The organism is Variovorax sp. KBW07 (assembly GCF_003852515.1).
Classification (GTDB): Bacteria; Pseudomonadota; Gammaproteobacteria; order Burkholderiales; family Burkholderiaceae_C; genus Variovorax.
In genome coordinates, this window is the sequence record NZ_QAJK01000238.1 from 1 (window position 1) to 17,826 (window position 17,826).

At 67.1% G+C, this 17,826-nt stretch carries 17 protein-coding genes; 9 read left to right on the forward strand and 8 right to left on the reverse strand.

Translation table 11 applies throughout. The features are described 5' to 3' along the window. Positions 1 to 195: 195 nt before the first annotated feature. The 4 genes from urtD to urtA form a co-directional block, all read right to left on the reverse strand. Positions 196 to 939 carry an urea ABC transporter ATP-binding protein UrtD gene (urtD, locus tag DBV14_RS32635; RefSeq protein WP_124466255.1) on the reverse strand — a complete coding sequence of 248 codons (744 nt, stop codon included), beginning with the start codon at positions 937 to 939 and terminating at the stop codon, positions 196 to 198. A 35-nt stretch (positions 940 to 974) separates the two neighbouring features. Then, complete coding sequence (urtC, locus tag DBV14_RS32640) at positions 975 to 2,201, reverse strand: urea ABC transporter permease subunit UrtC (protein ID WP_124466258.1); 1,227 nt, start codon at positions 2,199 to 2,201, stop codon at positions 975 to 977. 31 nt (positions 2,202 to 2,232) lie between these two features. Beyond that, the gene (gene urtB, locus DBV14_RS32645) at positions 2,233 to 3,147 is read right to left on the reverse strand and encodes an urea ABC transporter permease subunit UrtB (RefSeq protein WP_124466261.1); all 915 of its coding nucleotides are present in this window, start codon (positions 3,145 to 3,147) and stop codon (positions 2,233 to 2,235) included. 183 nt (positions 3,148 to 3,330) lie between these two features. Further along, positions 3,331 to 4,596 carry an urea ABC transporter substrate-binding protein gene (gene urtA, locus DBV14_RS32650; protein WP_124466263.1) on the reverse strand — a complete coding sequence of 422 codons (1,266 nt, stop codon included), beginning with the start codon at positions 4,594 to 4,596 and terminating at the stop codon, positions 3,331 to 3,333. Between the two features lie 251 nt (positions 4,597 to 4,847). Between urtA and DBV14_RS32655 the strand changes: the two genes are divergently transcribed. Together DBV14_RS32655 and DBV14_RS32660 are read left to right on the forward strand one after the other, a co-directional pair. Continuing rightward, on the forward strand, positions 4,848 to 8,252 hold the full coding sequence (locus tag DBV14_RS32655) for an ATP-binding protein (RefSeq protein ID WP_124466266.1): 3,405 nt from the start codon (positions 4,848 to 4,850) through the stop codon (positions 8,250 to 8,252). Then, on the forward strand, positions 8,224 to 9,138 hold the full coding sequence (locus DBV14_RS32660; RefSeq protein ID WP_124466269.1) for a response regulator transcription factor: 915 nt from the start codon (positions 8,224 to 8,226) through the stop codon (positions 9,136 to 9,138). Before DBV14_RS32655 ends, DBV14_RS32660 begins: the two co-directional genes overlap by 29 nt. A gap of 31 nt (positions 9,139 to 9,169) precedes the next feature. On the opposite strand, the gene DBV14_RS32665 is transcribed toward DBV14_RS32660, so the two are convergent. After that, positions 9,170 to 9,613, reverse strand: coding sequence for a VOC family protein (locus DBV14_RS32665; RefSeq protein WP_124466271.1), 444 nt, complete (start codon positions 9,611 to 9,613; stop codon positions 9,170 to 9,172). 119 nt (positions 9,614 to 9,732) lie between these two features. Between DBV14_RS32665 and DBV14_RS32670 the strand changes: the two genes are divergently transcribed. The 4 genes from DBV14_RS32670 (at position 9,733) to DBV14_RS32685 (ending at position 12,760) form a co-directional block, all read left to right on the forward strand. Continuing rightward, positions 9,733 to 10,653 carry a LysR family transcriptional regulator gene (locus tag DBV14_RS32670; RefSeq protein WP_124466274.1) on the forward strand — a complete coding sequence of 307 codons (921 nt, stop codon included), beginning with the start codon at positions 9,733 to 9,735 and terminating at the stop codon, positions 10,651 to 10,653. A gap of 24 nt (positions 10,654 to 10,677) precedes the next feature. Next, positions 10,678 to 11,574: an SPFH domain-containing protein gene (locus DBV14_RS32675; RefSeq protein WP_124466276.1), complete on the forward strand. Its 897-nt coding sequence runs from the start codon at positions 10,678 to 10,680 to the stop codon at positions 11,572 to 11,574. A gap of 43 nt (positions 11,575 to 11,617) precedes the next feature. Next, a complete protein-coding gene (locus tag DBV14_RS32680; protein WP_124466279.1) occupies positions 11,618 to 11,833 on the forward strand; it encodes a hypothetical protein in 216 nt (71 codons plus the stop codon). A 108-nt stretch (positions 11,834 to 11,941) separates the two neighbouring features. Then, positions 11,942 to 12,760: a substrate-binding domain-containing protein gene (locus tag DBV14_RS32685; protein ID WP_124466282.1), complete on the forward strand. Its 819-nt coding sequence runs from the start codon at positions 11,942 to 11,944 to the stop codon at positions 12,758 to 12,760. A gap of 32 nt (positions 12,761 to 12,792) precedes the next feature. Here the strand turns inward: DBV14_RS32685 and DBV14_RS32690 are convergent, their stop codons facing one another. Continuing rightward, the gene (locus tag DBV14_RS32690; protein WP_185546206.1) at positions 12,793 to 13,689 is read right to left on the reverse strand and encodes an alpha/beta fold hydrolase; all 897 of its coding nucleotides are present in this window, start codon (positions 13,687 to 13,689) and stop codon (positions 12,793 to 12,795) included. A 17-nt stretch (positions 13,690 to 13,706) separates the two neighbouring features. Next, entirely contained in the window at positions 13,707 to 14,105 is a 399-nt protein-coding gene (locus tag DBV14_RS33560) for a hypothetical protein (RefSeq protein WP_185546207.1), read from the reverse strand. Positions 14,106 to 14,253: 148 nt separating this feature from the next. Here DBV14_RS33560 and DBV14_RS32695 point away from each other — a divergent pair, with 148 nt between their 5' ends. Further along, a complete protein-coding gene (locus DBV14_RS32695; protein WP_124466290.1) occupies positions 14,254 to 14,937 on the forward strand; it encodes a response regulator in 684 nt (227 codons plus the stop codon). A gap of 61 nt (positions 14,938 to 14,998) precedes the next feature. Next, complete coding sequence (locus DBV14_RS32700; RefSeq protein WP_260397313.1) at positions 14,999 to 16,432, forward strand: HAMP domain-containing sensor histidine kinase; 1,434 nt, start codon at positions 14,999 to 15,001, stop codon at positions 16,430 to 16,432. Positions 16,433 to 16,462: 30 nt separating this feature from the next. Here DBV14_RS32700 and DBV14_RS32705 read toward each other — a convergent pair whose 3' ends face one another. Next, positions 16,463 to 16,843 carry a response regulator gene (locus DBV14_RS32705; protein ID WP_124466293.1) on the reverse strand — a complete coding sequence of 127 codons (381 nt, stop codon included), beginning with the start codon at positions 16,841 to 16,843 and terminating at the stop codon, positions 16,463 to 16,465. A 180-nt stretch (positions 16,844 to 17,023) separates the two neighbouring features. On the opposite strand from DBV14_RS32705, the gene DBV14_RS32710 reads away from it, so the two are divergent. Further along, positions 17,024 to 17,779 (forward strand): transporter substrate-binding domain-containing protein, encoded by a 756-nt coding sequence (locus DBV14_RS32710; RefSeq protein ID WP_124466296.1) that lies wholly within the window; start codon positions 17,024 to 17,026, stop codon positions 17,777 to 17,779. The last annotated feature ends 47 nt before the right edge of the window (positions 17,780 to 17,826 follow it).

Below are 17,826 nucleotides of genomic sequence, written 5' to 3' on the forward strand. Positions count from 1 at the left end.
TGGTGTACCGCTGATCAACGACCACTCTGATGACGCTCACGCGGATGGTGTGCTCTGCGCAGCGAAATAAAGGAGGAGCGAAGCGGGGGACATTCGCGGAGCAGAGCACACCGTCGGCGCGGGCGTCGCCCTGAACAGCGCCCCGAACGAACCGACAGAACAACGCGACGCAAAGAACGGCAAGGCGTCATCGAGTCAGTGCCCCAGGTACACGTCGATGACCTTGGGGTCGGCCTGTACCTTCTCCATCGGACCTTCGGCCAGGATCTTTCCCTGGTGCATCACCGTGACCTTGTGCGCGATCTGCTTCACGAACGCCATGTCGTGCTCGATGACGATCACCGCGCGGTTCTGGCAGATGCGCTTCAACAGGTCGGCCGTCAACTCACGCTCGCGCGCGCTCATGCCCGCAATGGGCTCGTCGAGCATCAGCAACTCCGGCTCCTGCATCAGCAGCATCCCGATCTCCAACCACTGCTTCTGGCCGTGGCTCAGCAATCCTGCCTCGGTGTCGAGCTTGTTGGCAAGGCCAATGTCTTCGGCCACGGCCTGCACCTTCGACTTCACCTCGTCGTCGCACTTGAACGCCAGCGCGCCGAAAACCGAACGCCCCTTGGGAAACGACACCTCCAGGTTCTGGAACACCGAAAGGTTCTCGTAGATCGAGGGGGTCTGGAACTTACGGCCTATGCCCAGCCGCACGCGCTTGTGCTCGGCCATCTTCGTCAGCTCGGTGTTCTTGAACTTGATGCTGCCGGCGCTCGCACGCGTCTTGCCGCAGATCAGGTCCAGCAGCGTCGTCTTGCCCGCGCCGTTGGGGCCGATGATCACGCGCAGCTCGTTGCGATCGATGTACAGCGTCAGGTCGTCGATGGCCTTGAAGCCGTCGAAGGACACGGTGAGGTCTTCCACCGCCAGCGCGAAATCTGTGTTGCTCATGATGGGTGCGATTGCTCCGGGTTCTTCGGTCGGTCTCAGGCGCGCTGGCTGCCGACACCTTCGGGCAGGTGCGGTTCGGGCAGCGCGGCGGCAGGCGCCGGTGTGGATGCAGGCGGCATGGCGGCGACGGGCGATGGCGCTGCTGCGGTGGTGGTGGGCTGGATCGATGCCTCGCGCAAGGCCTGGCGGCGGCCCTTCCACCAGGGGCGGATCTTTTCTTCCCACACGCCGGCCAACCCCATCGGGAAGGCCATGGTCACGCCGATGAAGAGGCCCGCCATCAAGAACAGCCACAGGTCGGGAAAGCTTTCGGAGAACAGCGTCTTGCCCGCATTGACGAGCAGCGCGCCGTACACCGCGCCCACCAGGCTCATGCGTCCGCCGACCGCGCAGAAGATCACCATCTCGATGGACGGCACGATGCCCACGAAGCTCGGCGACATGAAGCCCACCTGCAACGCGAACATGGCGCCGCCGATGCCCGAGAGCCCGGCCGCCAGGCAGAAGGTGAAGACCTTGAAGTTCGACACGTCGTAGCCCGAGAAGCGCACGCGGTCTTCCTTGTCGCGCATGGCCAGCAGCAGCGTGCCGAGCTTGCTGGTCTGCACCCAGCGGCACAGCAGGATGCTCAGCACCAGCAGGCCCACACAGACGTAGTAAAGGATGTACTTGGCGCTGTCGGTGCGCGTGTCCCAGCCCAGCATCGTCTTCAGGTCGGTCATGCCGTTCACGCCGCCGGTGTAGCCCTGTTGGCCGATGATGAGCACGGTGCAGATCAGCGCCACGGCCTGCGTGATGATCGCAAAATACACGCCGCCCACGCGGCGCTTGAACATCGCGAAGCTCACCAGCCAGGCCAATGCCATCGGCGCCAGCACCACCAGCGCCAGGCTCAGCGGCAGGCTCTTGAAGGGCAGCCACAGCGCGGGCAGCTCGGTGATCTGGTTCCAGTCCATGAAGTCCGGAATGCCGGGCGTCGACTGGATCTTGGTGGTGATCGGGTCCGAGGCTTCGAGCTTCAGGAACATCGCCATCGCATAGCCGCCGATGCCGAAGAACACGCCCTGCCCCAAGCTCAGCACGCCGCCGTAGCCCCACACCATGACCAGCCCCACGGCGACGAAGGCGTAGGTGAGGTACTTGCCCACCAGGTTCAGGCGAAAGATGTCGAGCGAGAGCGGCAGCACGACCGCCAGCAACAGCACCAGCAGCAACAGGCTGCCGAGCTGGTAGCGCAGGATCGAGGCCTTGATGAAATTCATCGGAACGTTCTCCAGAAAGGAATCGGGTTCATCAACGGCGCACCTTGACTGCGAACAGTCCCTGCGGCCGCATCATCAAAATCAGCACGATCAATGAGAGGGTCAGCACCTTGGCCATCGAGCCGGTCATGAAGAACTCCGACACCGACTGCGTCTGCGCAATGCCGAAGGCCGAGACCACGGTGCCCAGCAGGCTGGCGGCGCCGCCGAAGGTGACGACCAGGAAGGCATCGACGATGTAGAGCGAGCCCGAGGTCGGCCCGGTCGAGCCGATGGTGGTGAAGGCCGCACCCGCCACGCCGGCAATGCCGCAGCCGATGGCGAAGGTCAGGCGGTCGGTTTTCTTGGTGTCGATGCCGGTGGCATTGGCCATGACGCGGTTGGCCACGGTGGCGCGCACCCGCAGGCCCCAGCGGCTCTTGTGCAGCGCGATGAGCACGCCGCCCGTGACCAGCGTGGTGAGCGCCAGCACGAACAGGCCGTTGATGGGAATGTCGAGCCCTTCATGCGGCGTCCACGAGCCCATGAGCCACTCGGGCAGCGTCGGGCTCACTTCCTTTGGGCCGATGAAAGTGCGGAAAATCTGCTGCAGGCCCAGGCTCACGCCCCAGGTCGCGAGCAGCGTGTCGAGCGGCCGCTTGTAGAGGTGGCGAATCAGCACCCACTCCACGATCCAGCCGACGATGAAGGCGAACACGAAGGCCAGGCCGATGGCAATCGGAAAGTAATACGGCATGAACGCCGGCGCCAGGTGTTCGGTGACCTGCGCGGCCAGGTAGATCGAATACGCGCCGATGGTCATGAACTCGCCATGCGCCATGTTGATGACGCCCATCTGGCCGAAGATGATCGCCAGGCCCAGGCCCATGAGCAGCAGCACCGCGAAGAGGCTGAGCCCCGCGAAGCCCTGCATGAGGCCGATGTTCATCATGTCCGACAGAGTCATGGCGACAGGTTCCGGTGTTTGGGTATTTGGTATTGGCTGTTTGCCCCTTCCCCCTCTGGGGGAAGGCTGGGATGGGGGCTCGACGGCCCTTGCAAGCGCAAGGCCTCATCAACCGCCGCTTGCCCCCACCCCAGCCCTCCCCCGGGAGGGGAGGGAGCAATTCAGGGGAAAGGCATCCGAGGCTTACTGGTAGCCCTTCGGGAACGGATCGGGCTTGATCAGTTCAGCCGACTCCGCAACCACCTTGAACGTCCCGTCCAGCTGCCCCTGCCCGATCCGCGCCTTGCTCCACAGATGGTGGTTCGCATCCAGCTTCACGTAGCCTTCAGGCGCCGTCTTCAGCTCGATGCCCGGCGAACCGGCCACCACCTTGTCCACATCGAAGCTGCCCGCCTTCTCCACCGCCGCCTTCCACAGCCACGGCCCGAGGTAGCCGGCCTGCGTCACGTCGCCGATCACCGCATCCTTGCCGTACTTGGCCTTGAAGGCCGCCACGAACTTCTTGTTGTTCTCGTTGTCGAGCGACTGGAAGTACTTCATCGACGAATAGAAGCCCGCGAAGTTCTCGCCGCCCACGCCGGTCATTTCGTCTTCGGTCACGGCCAGCGTCAGCAGGAACTGCTTGTCGCCGGTAATGCCCGCTGCCTTCAGCTGCTTGTAGAAGGCCACGTTCGAGCCGCCCACCACGGCCGCGAAGATGCAGTCGGGCTTGGCGACCTTGATCTTGTTGATCAGCGAGTTGAAGTTGGTGTGGCCCAGCGGGTAGTACTCCTCGCCCTTGACCGAACCCTTCTGGAAATTCTCGATGTGCTTGCGCGCGATCTTCATCGAGGTGCGCGGCCAGATGTAGTCGGAGCCGACCAGGAAAAAGGTCTTGGCCTTCTTCTCCTTCGCGCCCCAGTTCAGGCCCCAGATGATCTGCTGCGTGGCTTCCTGCCCCGTGTAGATCACGTTCTTGCTCTGCTCCAGGCCTTCGTAGAAGGTCGGGTAGTACAAGAGGCCGTTCTCTTTCTCGAACACCGGCAGCACGGCCTTGCGCGAGGCGCTGGTCCAGCAGCCGAACACCGCGGCGCAATGGTCGTTGACCAGCAGCTTCTTCGACTTCTCGGCGAAGGTGGGCCAGTCGGAGGCGCCGTCTTCCTTGATGACCTTGATCTTGCGGCCCAGCACGCCGCCCATGGCGTTGATCTGGTCGATGGCCAACTGCTCGGCCTGGATGGAGCCGGTTTCCGAAATGGCCATGGTGCCGGTCGACGAATGCAGCTGGCCCACCGTGACTTCGGTGTCGGTCACCGCGAGCTTGGTGGTGTTGACCTTGGCCGTGGGGAACTGCCCCTGGCCGAAGCTCAGGCCGCTCAGGCCCATCACGGGCAGCGCGGCGGCGCCCTGCAGCAGGCGGCGGCGGCGCAATGCCATGGCATCGAGAGAAAGATCGGAATCACGCGACATCAGGAAACTCCAGGCAGGTTGTGGATGAAATGAAAATCCGCGCACCATCGAAGTGCATCGGACGGTGCCCCGAGCACCATGGCTGGTACTTTAGAAATCACTTGCCTGCCGGCGAATACGTCATTCAACGTAGCGTTGCGCATGCGCCCTGCCCGCAGACTCGCGAGCACGACACGGCGCAAGACAGCACAGGGAGCGCTTCTTGCTGTACCCGCCCCATGCCACCGCCGCCGCCGCAACCAGAACTCGCCATGCCATCCGTCTCCGGGCAGAAGATCTTTCGCATCCGCCGCGACTACAACGCCTGGGTCGCGAACGAGACGCTGGAGGACTACGCGCTGCGCTACACGCCGCGCAGCTTTCGCAAGTGGTCGGAGTTCCGGGTGGCCAACGCGGCCTTCGGCGCCACCTCGTTCCTGGCGCTGGAAGCCATCGGCGGCGCCATTGCGCTGAGCTACGGTTTCTCGAACGCGCTGTGGGCCATCCTGGTGGTGGGGCTCATCACCTTTCTCACGGGCCTGCCGATCTCGTACTACGCGGCGCGGCACGGCGTCGACATGGACCTGCTCACGCGCGGCGCGGGCTTCGGCTACCTGGGCTCCACGCTCACCTCGCTGATCTACGCGAGCTTCACCTTCATCTTCTTCGCGCTCGAGGCGGCCATCCTTGCGCTGGCGCTGCAGATGTACCTGGCCTGGCCGCTGTGGCTGCTGTATGTGGTGTCGTCCATCGTCATCATTCCGCTGGTGGCGCGCGGCATCACGCTCATTTCGGGGCTGCAGCTGTGGACGCAGCCGATATGGATCGTGCTGTTCATCTGCCCCTTCGCCGCCGTGCTGCTTAAAAAGCCCGAGCTGTTCGCCGACTTCGCCAGCCTGCGCGGCCGCGTGTCCGACAGCAGCGGCTTCGACCCGCTCATGTTCGGCGCCGCCGCCACGGTGGCCTTCTCGCTGGTGGTGCAGATCGGCGAGCAGGTCGACTACCTGCGCTTCCTGCCCGAGAAAACCGCCGCCAACCGGCGCCGCTGGTGGACCGCCGTGCTGGTGGCCGGCCCCGGCTGGATCGTGCCGGGCATGCTCAAGATGCTGGGCGGCGCCTTCCTGGCATTCCTGGCGCTGCAGCACGAGATCCATCCCGACCACGCCATCGAGCCGACGCAGATGTACCTCACCGGCTTTGCCTACGTGCTGCGCGATCCGGCCTGGGTGCTGGCCATCACCGTGCTGTTCGTGGTGGTGTCGCAGATGAAGATCAACCTGACGAACGCCTATGCGGGCTCGCTGGCATGGTCCAACTTTTTCGCGCGGCTCACGCACAGCCACCCGGGGCGCGTGGTGTGGCTGGTGTTCAACGTGGTCATCGCCGTGCTGCTCATGACGCTGGGCGTGTTCGGCGCCCTGGAACGCGTGCTCGGCCTGTACAGCAACATCGCCATTGCCTGGGTCGGCGCGCTGGTGGCCGACCTCGTCATCAACAAGCCGTTGGGCTGGAGCCCGAAGACCATCGAGTTCAAGCGCGCGCACCTGTACGACATCAACCCGGTGGGCCTGGTCGCGATGCTGGTGGCGGCGGCGCTGGCCATGCTGGCCTACTCCGGCATGCTGGGGCAATGGGCGCGCGCCTTCTCGCCCTTCGTCGCGCTGGCCACGGCCATGCTCGTCTCGCCGCTGCTTGCGTGGAAGACGCGCGGGCGCTACTACCTCGCGCGCACCGACATCGACCGCTGGGCCCCGGGCCAGAGCGTGAAGTGCTCGGTGTGCGACAACAGCTTCGAGTCGGAAGACATGGCGCACTGCCCGGCCTACAGCGCACCGATCTGCTCGCTGTGCTGCACGCTCGAATCGCGCTGCCACGACCGCTGCAAGACCGACTCGCGCGCCGCCGACCAGATGAGCGGGTGGCTGCAGGCACTGCTGCCGCCGGCGCTGTCGGCGCGGCTCAACTTTCGCGTGGCGCACTACCTGCTGGTGGCCGCCTCGCTGATCGCGCTGCTGGCCACCGTGGTCGGCGTGGTCTATGCGCAAGAGGCGCTGCTGGGGCCAGGCAACGCCGCGATGGGCACGGCCTTCCTGAAGGTGTTCGCGCTGCTGTCGGTGGTGGCCGCCGTGGCCGCGTGGTGGGTGGTGCTGGGCAGCGAGAGCCGGCACATGGCGCAGGAAGAATCGAGCCGCCACAACAACCTGCTCGCGCTCGAAATAGAAGCGCACCGCCGCACCGACGCCGCCCTGCAGACCGCCAAGGAAGCCGCCGAGGCCGCCAACCAGGCCAAGACGCGCTACGTGGCCGGCATGACGCACGAGCTGCGCACGCCGCTCAACAGCATCCTGGGCTACTCGCAGATTCTCCTGAAGGGCGATGCCGTCACGCCGCCGCGCGAGGCAGTGCAGACCATCCACCGCAGCGGCGAGCACATGCTCGGGCTGATCGACGGCCTGCTCGACCTGGCGCGCATCGAAGCCGGCCGGCTGCAGCTGGAACCCGCGCCGCTCGCGCTGCCCGCCTTTCTGGACCAGCTGGTGCACATGGTCCGCCCGCAGGCCGAGAACAAAGGGCTGGCCTTCGTCTTCACGCATGCCGGCCCGCTGCCGCCGTGGGTGCATGCCGATGCGAAATGGCTGCGGCAGATTCTCATCAACCTGCTGACCAACGCCGTGCGCTTTACCGACAGCGGCACCGTCACGCTGCATGTGGACGCGCGGCGCGAGGTGCTGCGCTTCGACGTGGTCGACACCGGCATCGGCGTGGCGCCGCAAGACCACCAGCGCATCTTCCTGCCCTTCGAGCGCGGGGCCGCGGGCCGCCGGCGCGGCGAGCCCGGCACCGGGCTGGGCCTGACCATCACCGGCCTGCTCACCTCGCTGATGGGCGGCGAGCTGAAGCTGGCCCGCACCTCTTCGGAGGGCAGCACCTTCAGCGTGCGCGTGTACCTGCGCGAAGTGGCCGACCCCGGCCCGCAGGCCGGCAAGGCCGGCGTGCTGCGGCAGCCCGTGTCGGGCTACATCGGCGCGCGCCGCACGCTGCTGGTGGTCGACGACCAGCCGGTGCAACGCCAGATGCTCGCCGGCATGCTCGTGCCGCTGGGCTTCGAGGTGCGCGAAGCCGCCAGCGGCACCGAGTGCCTGGACAGCCTGCGCGAAGAGCTGCCCTCGGCCATCCTGCTCGACCTGACGATGGACGACATGGACGGCTGGCAGACCGCCACGTCGGTGCGCGCCTCGGGCTTTGCGGACATTCCCATCATCATCGTCTCGGCCAACATGTTCGAGAACCAGCCCGAGCGGCTGCGCGCGGCGGGCTGCCAGGCTTTTGTCGGCAAGCCCGTCATCGAGTCGGAACTCATCGCCACGCTGGAGCGGCACCTCGGGCTCGAATGGCTCTCGCTCGACGATGCGCCGCCGCCCCAAGGCGACGAGGAAACGAGTCCACGGCGGCCACGCCAGCTCGCCCTCTCGGAAGACGACCGCGCCGAACTCATGCGCCTGGTGCAGATGGGCCACGTGCGCGGGTTGCACACCGTGCTCGACCGGCTGGCCGCGGCATCGCCCTCGGCCGCCGCCACCTGCACCTGGCTGCGCGGTATGGTCACGCGCTTCGAACTCGACAACCTCCGCAACGCACTGGCAGAAGATGCAGACAGCCCCCTCCCCTCGCCCTGAGTCCGAACGCCCCGTGGTGCTGGTGGTCGACGATGCCCCCAGCAGCCTGGGCATGCTGTGCGACACGCTGGAGGCCAGCGGCTACACCGTGCTGGTGGCGGCCGACGGCGAGGCCGCGCTGCAGCGCCTCGAACTGGTGGTGCCCGACGCCATACTGCTCGACGGCCTGATGCCCGGCCTCTCGGGTTTCGAGACCTGCAGGCGCATCAAGGCCAACCCCGCGTGGGCGCACATTCCGGTGCTGTTCATGACCGGGCTCTCGGAAACCGCGCACGTGGTCGAAGGCTTCGAATGCGGCGGTGTCGACTACGTGGTCAAGCCCATCCGCGCGCAGGAAGTGCTGGCGAGGCTGCACACGCATGCGCGCAACGCCCGCATCACGCGCATGGCGCGCGATGCGGTCGACGTGGCCGGCATGGGCGTGGTGTTCGTCGACACGCGCGGGCGCGTCGCGTGGCGCTCGCCCCAGGCCGCGCTGTGGCTGCATGCGCTCGAAGACCCCGTGGCACCGGGCCTGTTGCCCGCGTCGCTCGAAGCCGCGTTGGCGCCCGGCGCGGCCATTGCCGTCGGCACCGCCACCGGCATGCGCCTGTCGGTGCGCAACCTGGGCGCGGCGGCGCTCGGCGAAACCATGCTGCTGTTCGCCATGCAGCGCGACGGGGCGGCGGGCGGCGCGTCGTCGGCGCGGCTGGCCGAAGCCGCGCTCACTCCGCGCGAGACCGAGGTGCTGTCATGGCTCGCCAAGGGCAAGACCAACCGCGACATCGGCGAGATTCTGGGCACCAGCCCGCGCACGGTGAACAAGCACCTGGAGCATATTTTCGAGAAGCTGGGGGTGGAGACGCGGGCGGCCGCGGCGGCGCTTGCGAGTGGGCAGCTGGCTTGAGGCCACGACCTCGAACCGCGGCCCTACTCCGTCACACCGCGAACAGCGAATCCAGGTCCGCGAACGACTTCAGCTCGATCGCGTTGCCCGACGGATCGAGAAAGAACATCGTCGCCTGTTCGCCCGGCTCGCCTTTGAAGCGGACGTAGGGCTCGATCACGAACTGCGTCTTGCGCGCCGTGAGCTTGTCGGCCATGGCCTGCCATGCGTCCATCGGCAACACGGCGCCGAAGTGGCGCACCGGCACGTCGTGGCCGTCTACGGCACTGTGACCCTGCTTGCCCTGGTGGCCGCATTCGTCCGGCGCCAGGTGCGCCACGATCTGGTGGCCGTAGAAGTTGAAATCGACCCAATTGGCCGAGCTGCGTCCCTCCGGGCATTCGAGCAGCTCGCCGTAGAAGGCGCGCGCTTCGGCAATGTCGCGAACGGGAAAGGCCAGGTGGAACGGGATGCGTGCAGTGGCAGTGGTGGTCATGGGGTTCATGGGGTTCATCGCAAGAACGAGTTCGGGGTGACCAAACTTTAAGCAACGATCCACATAACCGAAAACGATATATTTCGGCGCTGAGCATCAATAATTTCGATGAATTCACCATGATCACCGAGCTTCGAACTTTCATCGCCGTGTGCCGCCACGGCACCTTCGCCGCAGCGGGCGAGCGGATCGGCCTGACGCAATCGGCCGTCAGCAGCCAGATCAAGCGGCTCGAGGAATCGCTGGGTTTCGAGCTCTTCGACCGCACGGGCCGCTCCGCCACCTTGAATGCGGCGGGCGAAACGACGCTGGGGCGGGCCGAAGAAATCTGCGCCCTGTACGCCAGGCTCGGCGAGCTGCCCGACGACGCAGCCAACGCCGGGCTGCTGCGCATCGGCGCCATCGCGTCCACGCAGCCGACGCTGGTGGCGCGGGCGCTCGAAAAATTGCGCGCAGGCTTTCCCCTGCTGCGCGTTCACATCTCGCCCGGCGTATCGATGCGGCTCATGGACGACCTGGACGCCGGCAGCATCGATGCGGCCGTGATCATCCGGCCGCCCTTCGGCATTCTTCCTGACCTCGCATGGCAGACGCTGGTGCGCGAGCCCTACGTGCTCATCACGCCAGCCGACGTGCCGGGCAAAGACTGGCGCGCACTGCTGCGGGAGCAGCCGTTCCTGCGCTACGACCGCGCATCTTTCGGCGGCCGCATGGTCGAGCGGTTCCTCCGGCGCGAAGGCATCGTCGTCAGCGACGCCATCGAGGTCGACGAAATCCCCGGGCTCATCCACCTGGCCTCCAAGGGCCTGGGCGTTGCACTCGTGCCCTGGGTCGAAGCGCACCTTCCGCTGCCGCCGGGCGTTCGCATGCTGGCGCTGGGCGAGGCCACGTTCCATCGCGAGGTCGGGCTTCTGCAGCGCAAGCCGCGGGCCAGCCCGCCCATCGTCGCGCAGTTCGCGCGGTGCCTTCGCGAAGCGGCGGAGCCGCTGAAGCCGGCACGAAAGAAAATCTTGACGGCCCCGAAAAAGATATTAAAGTGATATCACTTTTAACCGGAGGCCCTCATGCAAGAGCAGACACTGCAACCACCCCGTTCGATCCGAAAGGAGCAACCCTACCGATCCTTCAGCGGATACGGCATCGTCGCCGTGGTGCTGCTGCTCATCGTGCTCGGCACGTGGGCCATGGTGCAGCGGCTGATGCCGCTGCCCATGAGCATCCTGCTGATCGTGGTGGGCATCGCGCTGCTGCCGGGGCTGTACATGCTGCGGCCCAATGAAGGCATCATCCTCACGCTGTTCGGCCAGTACCAGGGCACCGACCGCTCCGAGGGCCTGCGCTGGACCAACCCGTTCCAGGCCGGCCAGAAAATTTCGCTGCGGGCGCGCAACCTGAACACCCCGCCGCTGAAGGTGAACGACAAGCGCGGCAACCCGGTGGAAATCGGCGCGGCCGTGGTCTGGCAGGTCTACGACACGGCGCAGGCGGTGTTCGAGATCGACGACTACAACAAGTTCGTGGCCATCCAGGCCGAAACCGCCATCCGCCACCTGGCCTCCCTGTACGCCTACGACAGCGGCGACGACCTGCAGAGCGACGAGGTCACGCTGCGCGCCGGGCTCGAAGTGGTGGCCGATGCGCTCAAGGCCGAGCTGAACCAGCGCTTTGCCAGTGCCGGCGTGGAGGTGCTCGATGCCAAGCTCACGCACCTGGCCTATGCACCGGAAATTGCCCAGGTCATGCTGCGGCGCCAGCAGGCCGTGGCCATCGTCAGCGCGCGGCACCAGATCGTGGCCGGTGCGGTGGGCATGGTCGAGGCGGCGCTCAAGGGCCTGTCGGAACGCAACCTCGTGGTGCTCGACGACGAGCGCAAGGCCTCGATGGTGTCGAACCTGCTGGTGGTGCTGTGCTCCGACCGCGAGACGCAGCCGGTCGTCAACACCGGTACGCTCTACACCTGACGCAGCAAGCACCTCGAACACCGAAGCGCCGCAACGACACCCGATGGCCAGTCCCGGAAAAAAATCCTACCCCCTGCGCATCGATCCGGCCCTGTGGGCCGAGATCGAGCGGCTGGCGGCGCAGGAGCTGCGAAGCGCGAACGCGCAGGTCGAGTTCCTGCTGCGCGAAGGGCTTGCCAAGAGAGGCCGCCTGCCGGCAGCGGACAAGGCTGCGGCATCAACGGCCAAGGAGCCCGGCGAGTCCAAGCCGCCTCGGTGATAACCCCGAATTTCCTGAAGGCGGATTGACAGCCCCGCCACCTACGATGGTCCGCAGGCAGCAGCACCGTGCTGCCGCCCCCAAGACACCTGGCCCCAGGAGACATCGTTGAAGCCCCTGCTCTCTTCCCTTACCCGCCGCGCCGCGCTCCCGCTGTTCTCGGCGCTCGTACTCGCACTTGCCGGCTGCGGCAGCCTCGGCAGCGCCAAGCCCGCCGCCGGCGACATCCACGTCATGACCTCGGGCGGCTTCACCGCCGCCTACAACGACCTGCGCCCCGGCTTCGAACGCGGCAGCGGCCGTGCGGTGAAGACGGCGTATGGCGCTTCGATGGGCAACGCCGACGACTCCATTCCCAGCCGCCTGGCGCGCAACGAACCGGCCGACGTGGTGATCCTTGCGCGCCCCGCGCTCGACGCACTGGTCGCGCAAGGCAAGGTGGTGCCGGGCAGCCAGGTCGACCTGGTGCGCTCGGCCATCGGCTTCGCGGTGCGCAAGGGCGCGCCCAAGCCCGACATCGGCAGCGTCGAAGCGCTCAAGCGCACCCTGCTCGCGGCGCCGTCGATCGCCTATTCGGCCAGCGCCAGCGGCACCTACTACGAGACGGAGCTGCTGAAGAAGCTCGGCATCGAGGATCAGGTCAAGCCCAAGAGCAAGCGCATCCTGAGCGAACGCGTGGGCACCGTCGTGGCACGCGGCGACGCGGCTCTGGGCCTGCAACAGGTGAGCGAGCTGCTGCCCATCGAAGGCATCGACTACATCGGCCCGCTGCCCGCGGAAGTGCAGCGCGTGACGGTGTTCTCGGCCGGCATCGCCACCGCGTCGAAGCAGCCCGAGGCCGCACGGCAACTGATCCGCTACCTCAACTCGCCGGCCGCGGCACCGGCCATCGCCAAGACCGGGCTGGAGCCTCTGACGGCGCGCTGACGGCGCGTTGAAGGCGCATCGAAGGCGCGCGGCTACAGCGTCCAGCCGTCGCGCCGGAAGAACTCGACCAGCGCATCGCTCACCTTGTCGGACTGGTCGAAGGCCATCGCGTGGCCCGCGTCGGGCAGCAGCTCGACGCGCACATGCGGCGCATGGGCCAGCACGCGGGCACGGGCACGCACCGGGTCGTAAAGCGCCTCGTCTTCGCCGAGCATCAGCAGCGTGTTCTTCGGCAGCACGCGCAGCTCGCCATCGCTCATGCGGCCCGGCGGCCTCGGGCTGCCGCGCTGGCAGCGCCAGCGCACCAGCAGGTCGTCCATGGCCCACGCGGGCGGCTCGGGCGCCATCGGCGAAGACACCGCTGCCTGGAAACCGCGCACCTGTTTCTCGCTCGGGAACACCGTGGCCATGACCGCGCGCATCAGAAAAGCCGGCCGCAGCCTGTCGAGGTTGGGCGGCGCCAGCAGCGCGAGCTTCGACACGCGCCGCGAGGTCTGGCGCATGTAGGCCGCCGCGAGCCATGCGCCGAAGGAGGCACCGCACAGCCCGACCTTGGGCCGGCCGATGCCGATGAGCACGTCTTCGAGCCAGTTGCAGTACGCGTCTTCGGAAACGGGCCGTCGCCCTTCGGTGCGCCCCGCGTCTCCGATGATGTCGACCGCGTAGACCTGCAGCGACCCCGCGAGCTTCTCGATGTTGTGAATCCACGTGGTCGCGTTGCCGCCGCCGCCATGCAGCAGCACCACGGGCGGTGCATAGGCAGGCCCCGACGCCAGCACGTGCGCGCGGCCGTAGCGCGTTTCCACATAGTGGCTCTCGAACGGCACCGGCCAGCGTGCCAGCACGCGGGCATAGGAGTCGAGCAGCGAGGAATGGGCTTCGGGCGAGCGGAAATGCCCGGCAAAAAAGCGTGCTTCAACGGAGTTCATCGGAAGACGGCCTCCGTTCATTGGCGACGTGAGTCGTTGGGATGGCGGTCCCAGCGGTCGGGCATGCCGTCGCCATCGGCATCGCGGCTCGAATGGCGGTAGCCGTCGTAGCGCTCCAGGCTGTTGCGGCGCCAACCGGTAGGGGTTATGCCCGCGCCGGCGCCGGCACCGGCACCGGCACCGGCACCTGCACCCCATCCTGCGCCAGCTCCCGCGCCCCATCCGGCTCCCGCACCGGCCCGTGCGCCCGCGCCTTCGCGGTACGGATCGACCTCGCGCCGCCGCTCGACGCGGTAGTCCGGCCTCGACGGCTGGGCGTCCTGGTGAAACGGATCGGGCCGATGGGCGCTCGCCTCGAAGGCGGCCAGCGGCAGCAGCATGAACATTGCGGCCGCGAGGGTCAGGTGGGTGTGCATGGGCTTGTTGTTTTCGGTCTTCTGGATGAACACCCCCGCATCCTGACGCGCGCATCTGAAGGTCTGCTGAAAATTCATCGCACCACGGGCCACTGCTGCTGCGGTTTCTTTGGGATTCCTTCAGGTTCGACAGTTAGATTGCCCCTCCATGAAGATCCTCCTGGCCGAAGATGATTTCGACCTGGCCACCGGCATACGCGTCGCACTGCAGACCCAGGGCATGGAGGTGGTGTGGGTGCGCCGCGTCGAAGAAGCGCTGCGCATCCTGGAAACGGACGGGTGCGATCTTGTCCTGCTCGACCTGGGCCTGCCCGACGGCGACGGCCTGGAAATTCTCGAGCGGCTGCGGCAGAACAAGGAACGGCTGCCCGTGCTGATACTGAGTGCGCGCGACGGCCTCTACGACCGCCTGCAGGGCCTGGACAGCGGCGCCGACGACTACATGGTCAAGCCCTTCGTGCTGGCCGAGCTGCTGTCGCGCGTGCGTGCGCTCACGCGGCGCAGCTATGGCGGCGACGGCACCACCTTCGAGGTGCGTGGCCTGTGGCTGCACGAGGCCACCCAGCGCGTGCGCGTGCACAACGTGCCGGTTTCCCTCTCGCGCAGCGAATTCAAGTTGCTGAGCCTGCTCGTCAAGCGCGCCGACCGCGTGGTGCCACGCCGCATGCTCGAGCAGCTCATGCTGCCCAACTGGCAAAGCCCGAGCAGCAACGTGCTCGACGTGCACATCTCGAACCTGCGCCGCAAGATCGGCGACGGCTACATCCGTACCGTGCGCGGCATCGGCTACGTGATCTACCAGGCTGCCCAGGCGCCGCAGGAACAGGCATGAGCGCAGCGCCGGTCCGCCCCAGGCAAGCTCGCACCGCGGTGCGAAGCACGAAGGTATTCCGTTGAGCACGTTGGTGGTTTCGCTCGCCCGCATGCCGGGGCGATGGCTGGCCGAGGGCTGGCGGCGCGTGCGCCGGCCTTCGCTGGTGCGCCGGCTCATGTTCGCGCAGATGGCGATGATGACGCTGCTGTGGAGCCTGGCCGTCGGCCTGGTGATGATCTCGTCGATGAGCGACGACCTCAACGTCATGGACACCTCGCAGCGCAGCATGCTGCTGGTCGCGCAGAACCTTGCCGACCGCCCGGCCCGGCAGTACGAAAGCCTGCGCGCCATGGACCTGGCGCTGCGCAACAGCCTGGGCAACGGCAACGACGCCTCGCTGTCGCCCAGCGTCATCGTGTGGCAGCACGGCCGGCCGGTCTACCGCTCGGACGGCGTGCCGTCGGACATCGCGAACACGCAGACCGACATCGAGGAAACCGTGCGGGCCGACGGCAAGTCATGGCGCGCGCGCACCATCGAATCGCCCTCGGGCAAGACCCGCGTCACGCTGGTCACGCCCGGCGGTATGCAGGTGTGGCTGACCTTCCAGTCGCGCGGCTACTACCTGTTGCCGCTGGTCATCAGCGTGCCCTTCCTGCTGTTGCCCGCGTGGCTGTCGATCCGGCTCGCGCTGCGGCCCTGGCGCACGGTGGCCAAGGAAATCGCCTCGCGCGGCCCGCACGACCTGGCACCGGTCTCGGTGAAGGCGCGGCATGACGAACTGCAACCGCTGGTGCACAACTTCAACGCGCTCATGGACCGTCTGCGCGCCAGCATCGCGCGCGAGCAGAGCTTCATTGCCGATGCCGCGCACGAACTGCGCACACCCATTGCCGCGATGCGCGTCAACGTCGAGGCCCTGCAGGCGCTGCTCACGCAGCACATTCCCACCGAGCGCCAGCACGAGCTGTTCTCGCGCGTGCTCAACAGCAATGCGCGCGCCGAGCGGCTGGTGGGCCAGTTGCTGCGCCTGATGCGCAGCCATTCGAACGCCTCGGCGCCGCGGCCGATGCGGCTCGACGACCTGGTGCAGGAACGGCTGGCCGCGCTCTCGGCGCTGGCACACGTGCGCAAGGTCGAGATCGAGTTGCTGGCCGACGAACCGGTGGAAGTGGTGGGTGACCGCGACGGCCTGGTGTCGATGATCGACAACCTGATCGACAACGCCACCAAGTACAGCCCCGAGGGCACGGTGGTGAGCGTGGGCATACGGCGCGTCGGCGACGAAGCCCTGCTGACGGTGGCCGACCAGGGCCCGGGCATTGCGCCGGCGCTGCGCGAACGCGTGTTCGACCGCTTCTTTCGCGACCCCGACCAGGTGCAGACCGGCAGCGGCCTCGGGCTGGCCATCGTGCGCTCGGTGGTCGATGCGCATGGCGGCGCCATCGCGCTCAGCGACACCGGCACGGGCAAGGGGCTGCAGGTGACGGTGCGGATTCCGGTCGCGGCCTGACTGACCGGTCCGGCCTGCCCTGCCCCGTCTTCAGCGGCCCTCGGCCTCCAGGCCAGCGCACAGCGCAAAAAAGCCGTCCAGCTCCGCCGCCTTGTCGAACACCGCATCGGCCCCGAGCTCGCGCGCCCAGTCGGCGATCTCGCCGCTGGCGTAGTTGCTCAGCACCACCACGCGCTGCCCCGGCCGGCACCTGCCGCAGCGCTTGACGATGCCAAGGCCCGAGCCTTCCTGCAAGAAGATGTCGACCACCAGCAGGTCCCAGGCGCCCGGGTTCGCGTCGAGCCAGGCCACGGCCTCGGCTTCCGTGGTGGCCGTGCCGATGAGATGAATGTCGACTTCATCCTCCATGGCGGCGATGAGGTTGTGGCGGATGAGGGGGTTGTCTTCGACAAGAAAGGTGGAGAGCGGCACGGCGGGAAAGCAGGTCAATGGCTGGTCAATCGGCGATGCCCCAGAGCCTACGCGAATGCGCCGCCGCTCCGGTGGGCGGGTGACCCTGACAGCGGTAGGAGATGCGGCCGACAGGCCCGTAAACTTCAATCTCGCTCTCTCTCGTATCCCTCCCGACCTCCTCCCCGACGAATGGACGCCATGACACAGCCCCTCCCGCCGACCACCCCCGCCCTCGTTGCCGCCTTCGCCCCCGGCGGCACGCTGCGCGCCTCCATCAACCTGGGCAACCCGATCCTCGCGAACAAGGACGCCACCACCGGCGAACCCTTCGGCGTGTCGATCGATCTCGCACGCGAGTTCGCGCGCCGGCTGGGCGTGGGCATCGAGCTGGTGGTGTTCGAGAAAGCGGCGGCCTCGGTCGATGCGGTACGAAACGAGAAGGCCGACATCGGCTTCTTCGCGGTCGACCCGGCCCGCAGCGAGGGGCTGCGCTTCACGGCCCCGTACGTGTTGATCGAAGGCAGCTACCTGGTGCCGGAAGCATCGGCACTGACGGACAACGCACAGGTCGACGCCAAGGGCCATCGCATCTCGGTCGGCTCTGGCAGCGCCTACGACCTGTTCCTGACACGCGAGATCAAGCACGCCGAGATCGTCCGGCTGCAAGGCGCGGGGCCGGCATTGGCGGCGGTGCGCGCGGGCGAAGTGGAAGTGGCGGCGGGCATCCGCCAGTTGCTGGAAGGCGAAGCGCAGCGTGCGCCGGGTGTACGCGTATTGCCGGGCCGCTTCATGGTGATCCAGCAAGCCATGGGAACGCCCTTAAGCCGCGGTGCCGAGGCGCAAGCCCTGTTGGCCGGGTTCGTCGAAGAGATGAAGTCCAGCGGGTTCGTTGGCGACGCGCTGAAGCGTCATCGCATCGAGGGCGCGATAGTCGCGCCGGCTTCAGCTTCGTAGATTTGGGCTCGGGGGTGATCGTCGTTCGGGGGCGGGAGCGGGGTCAT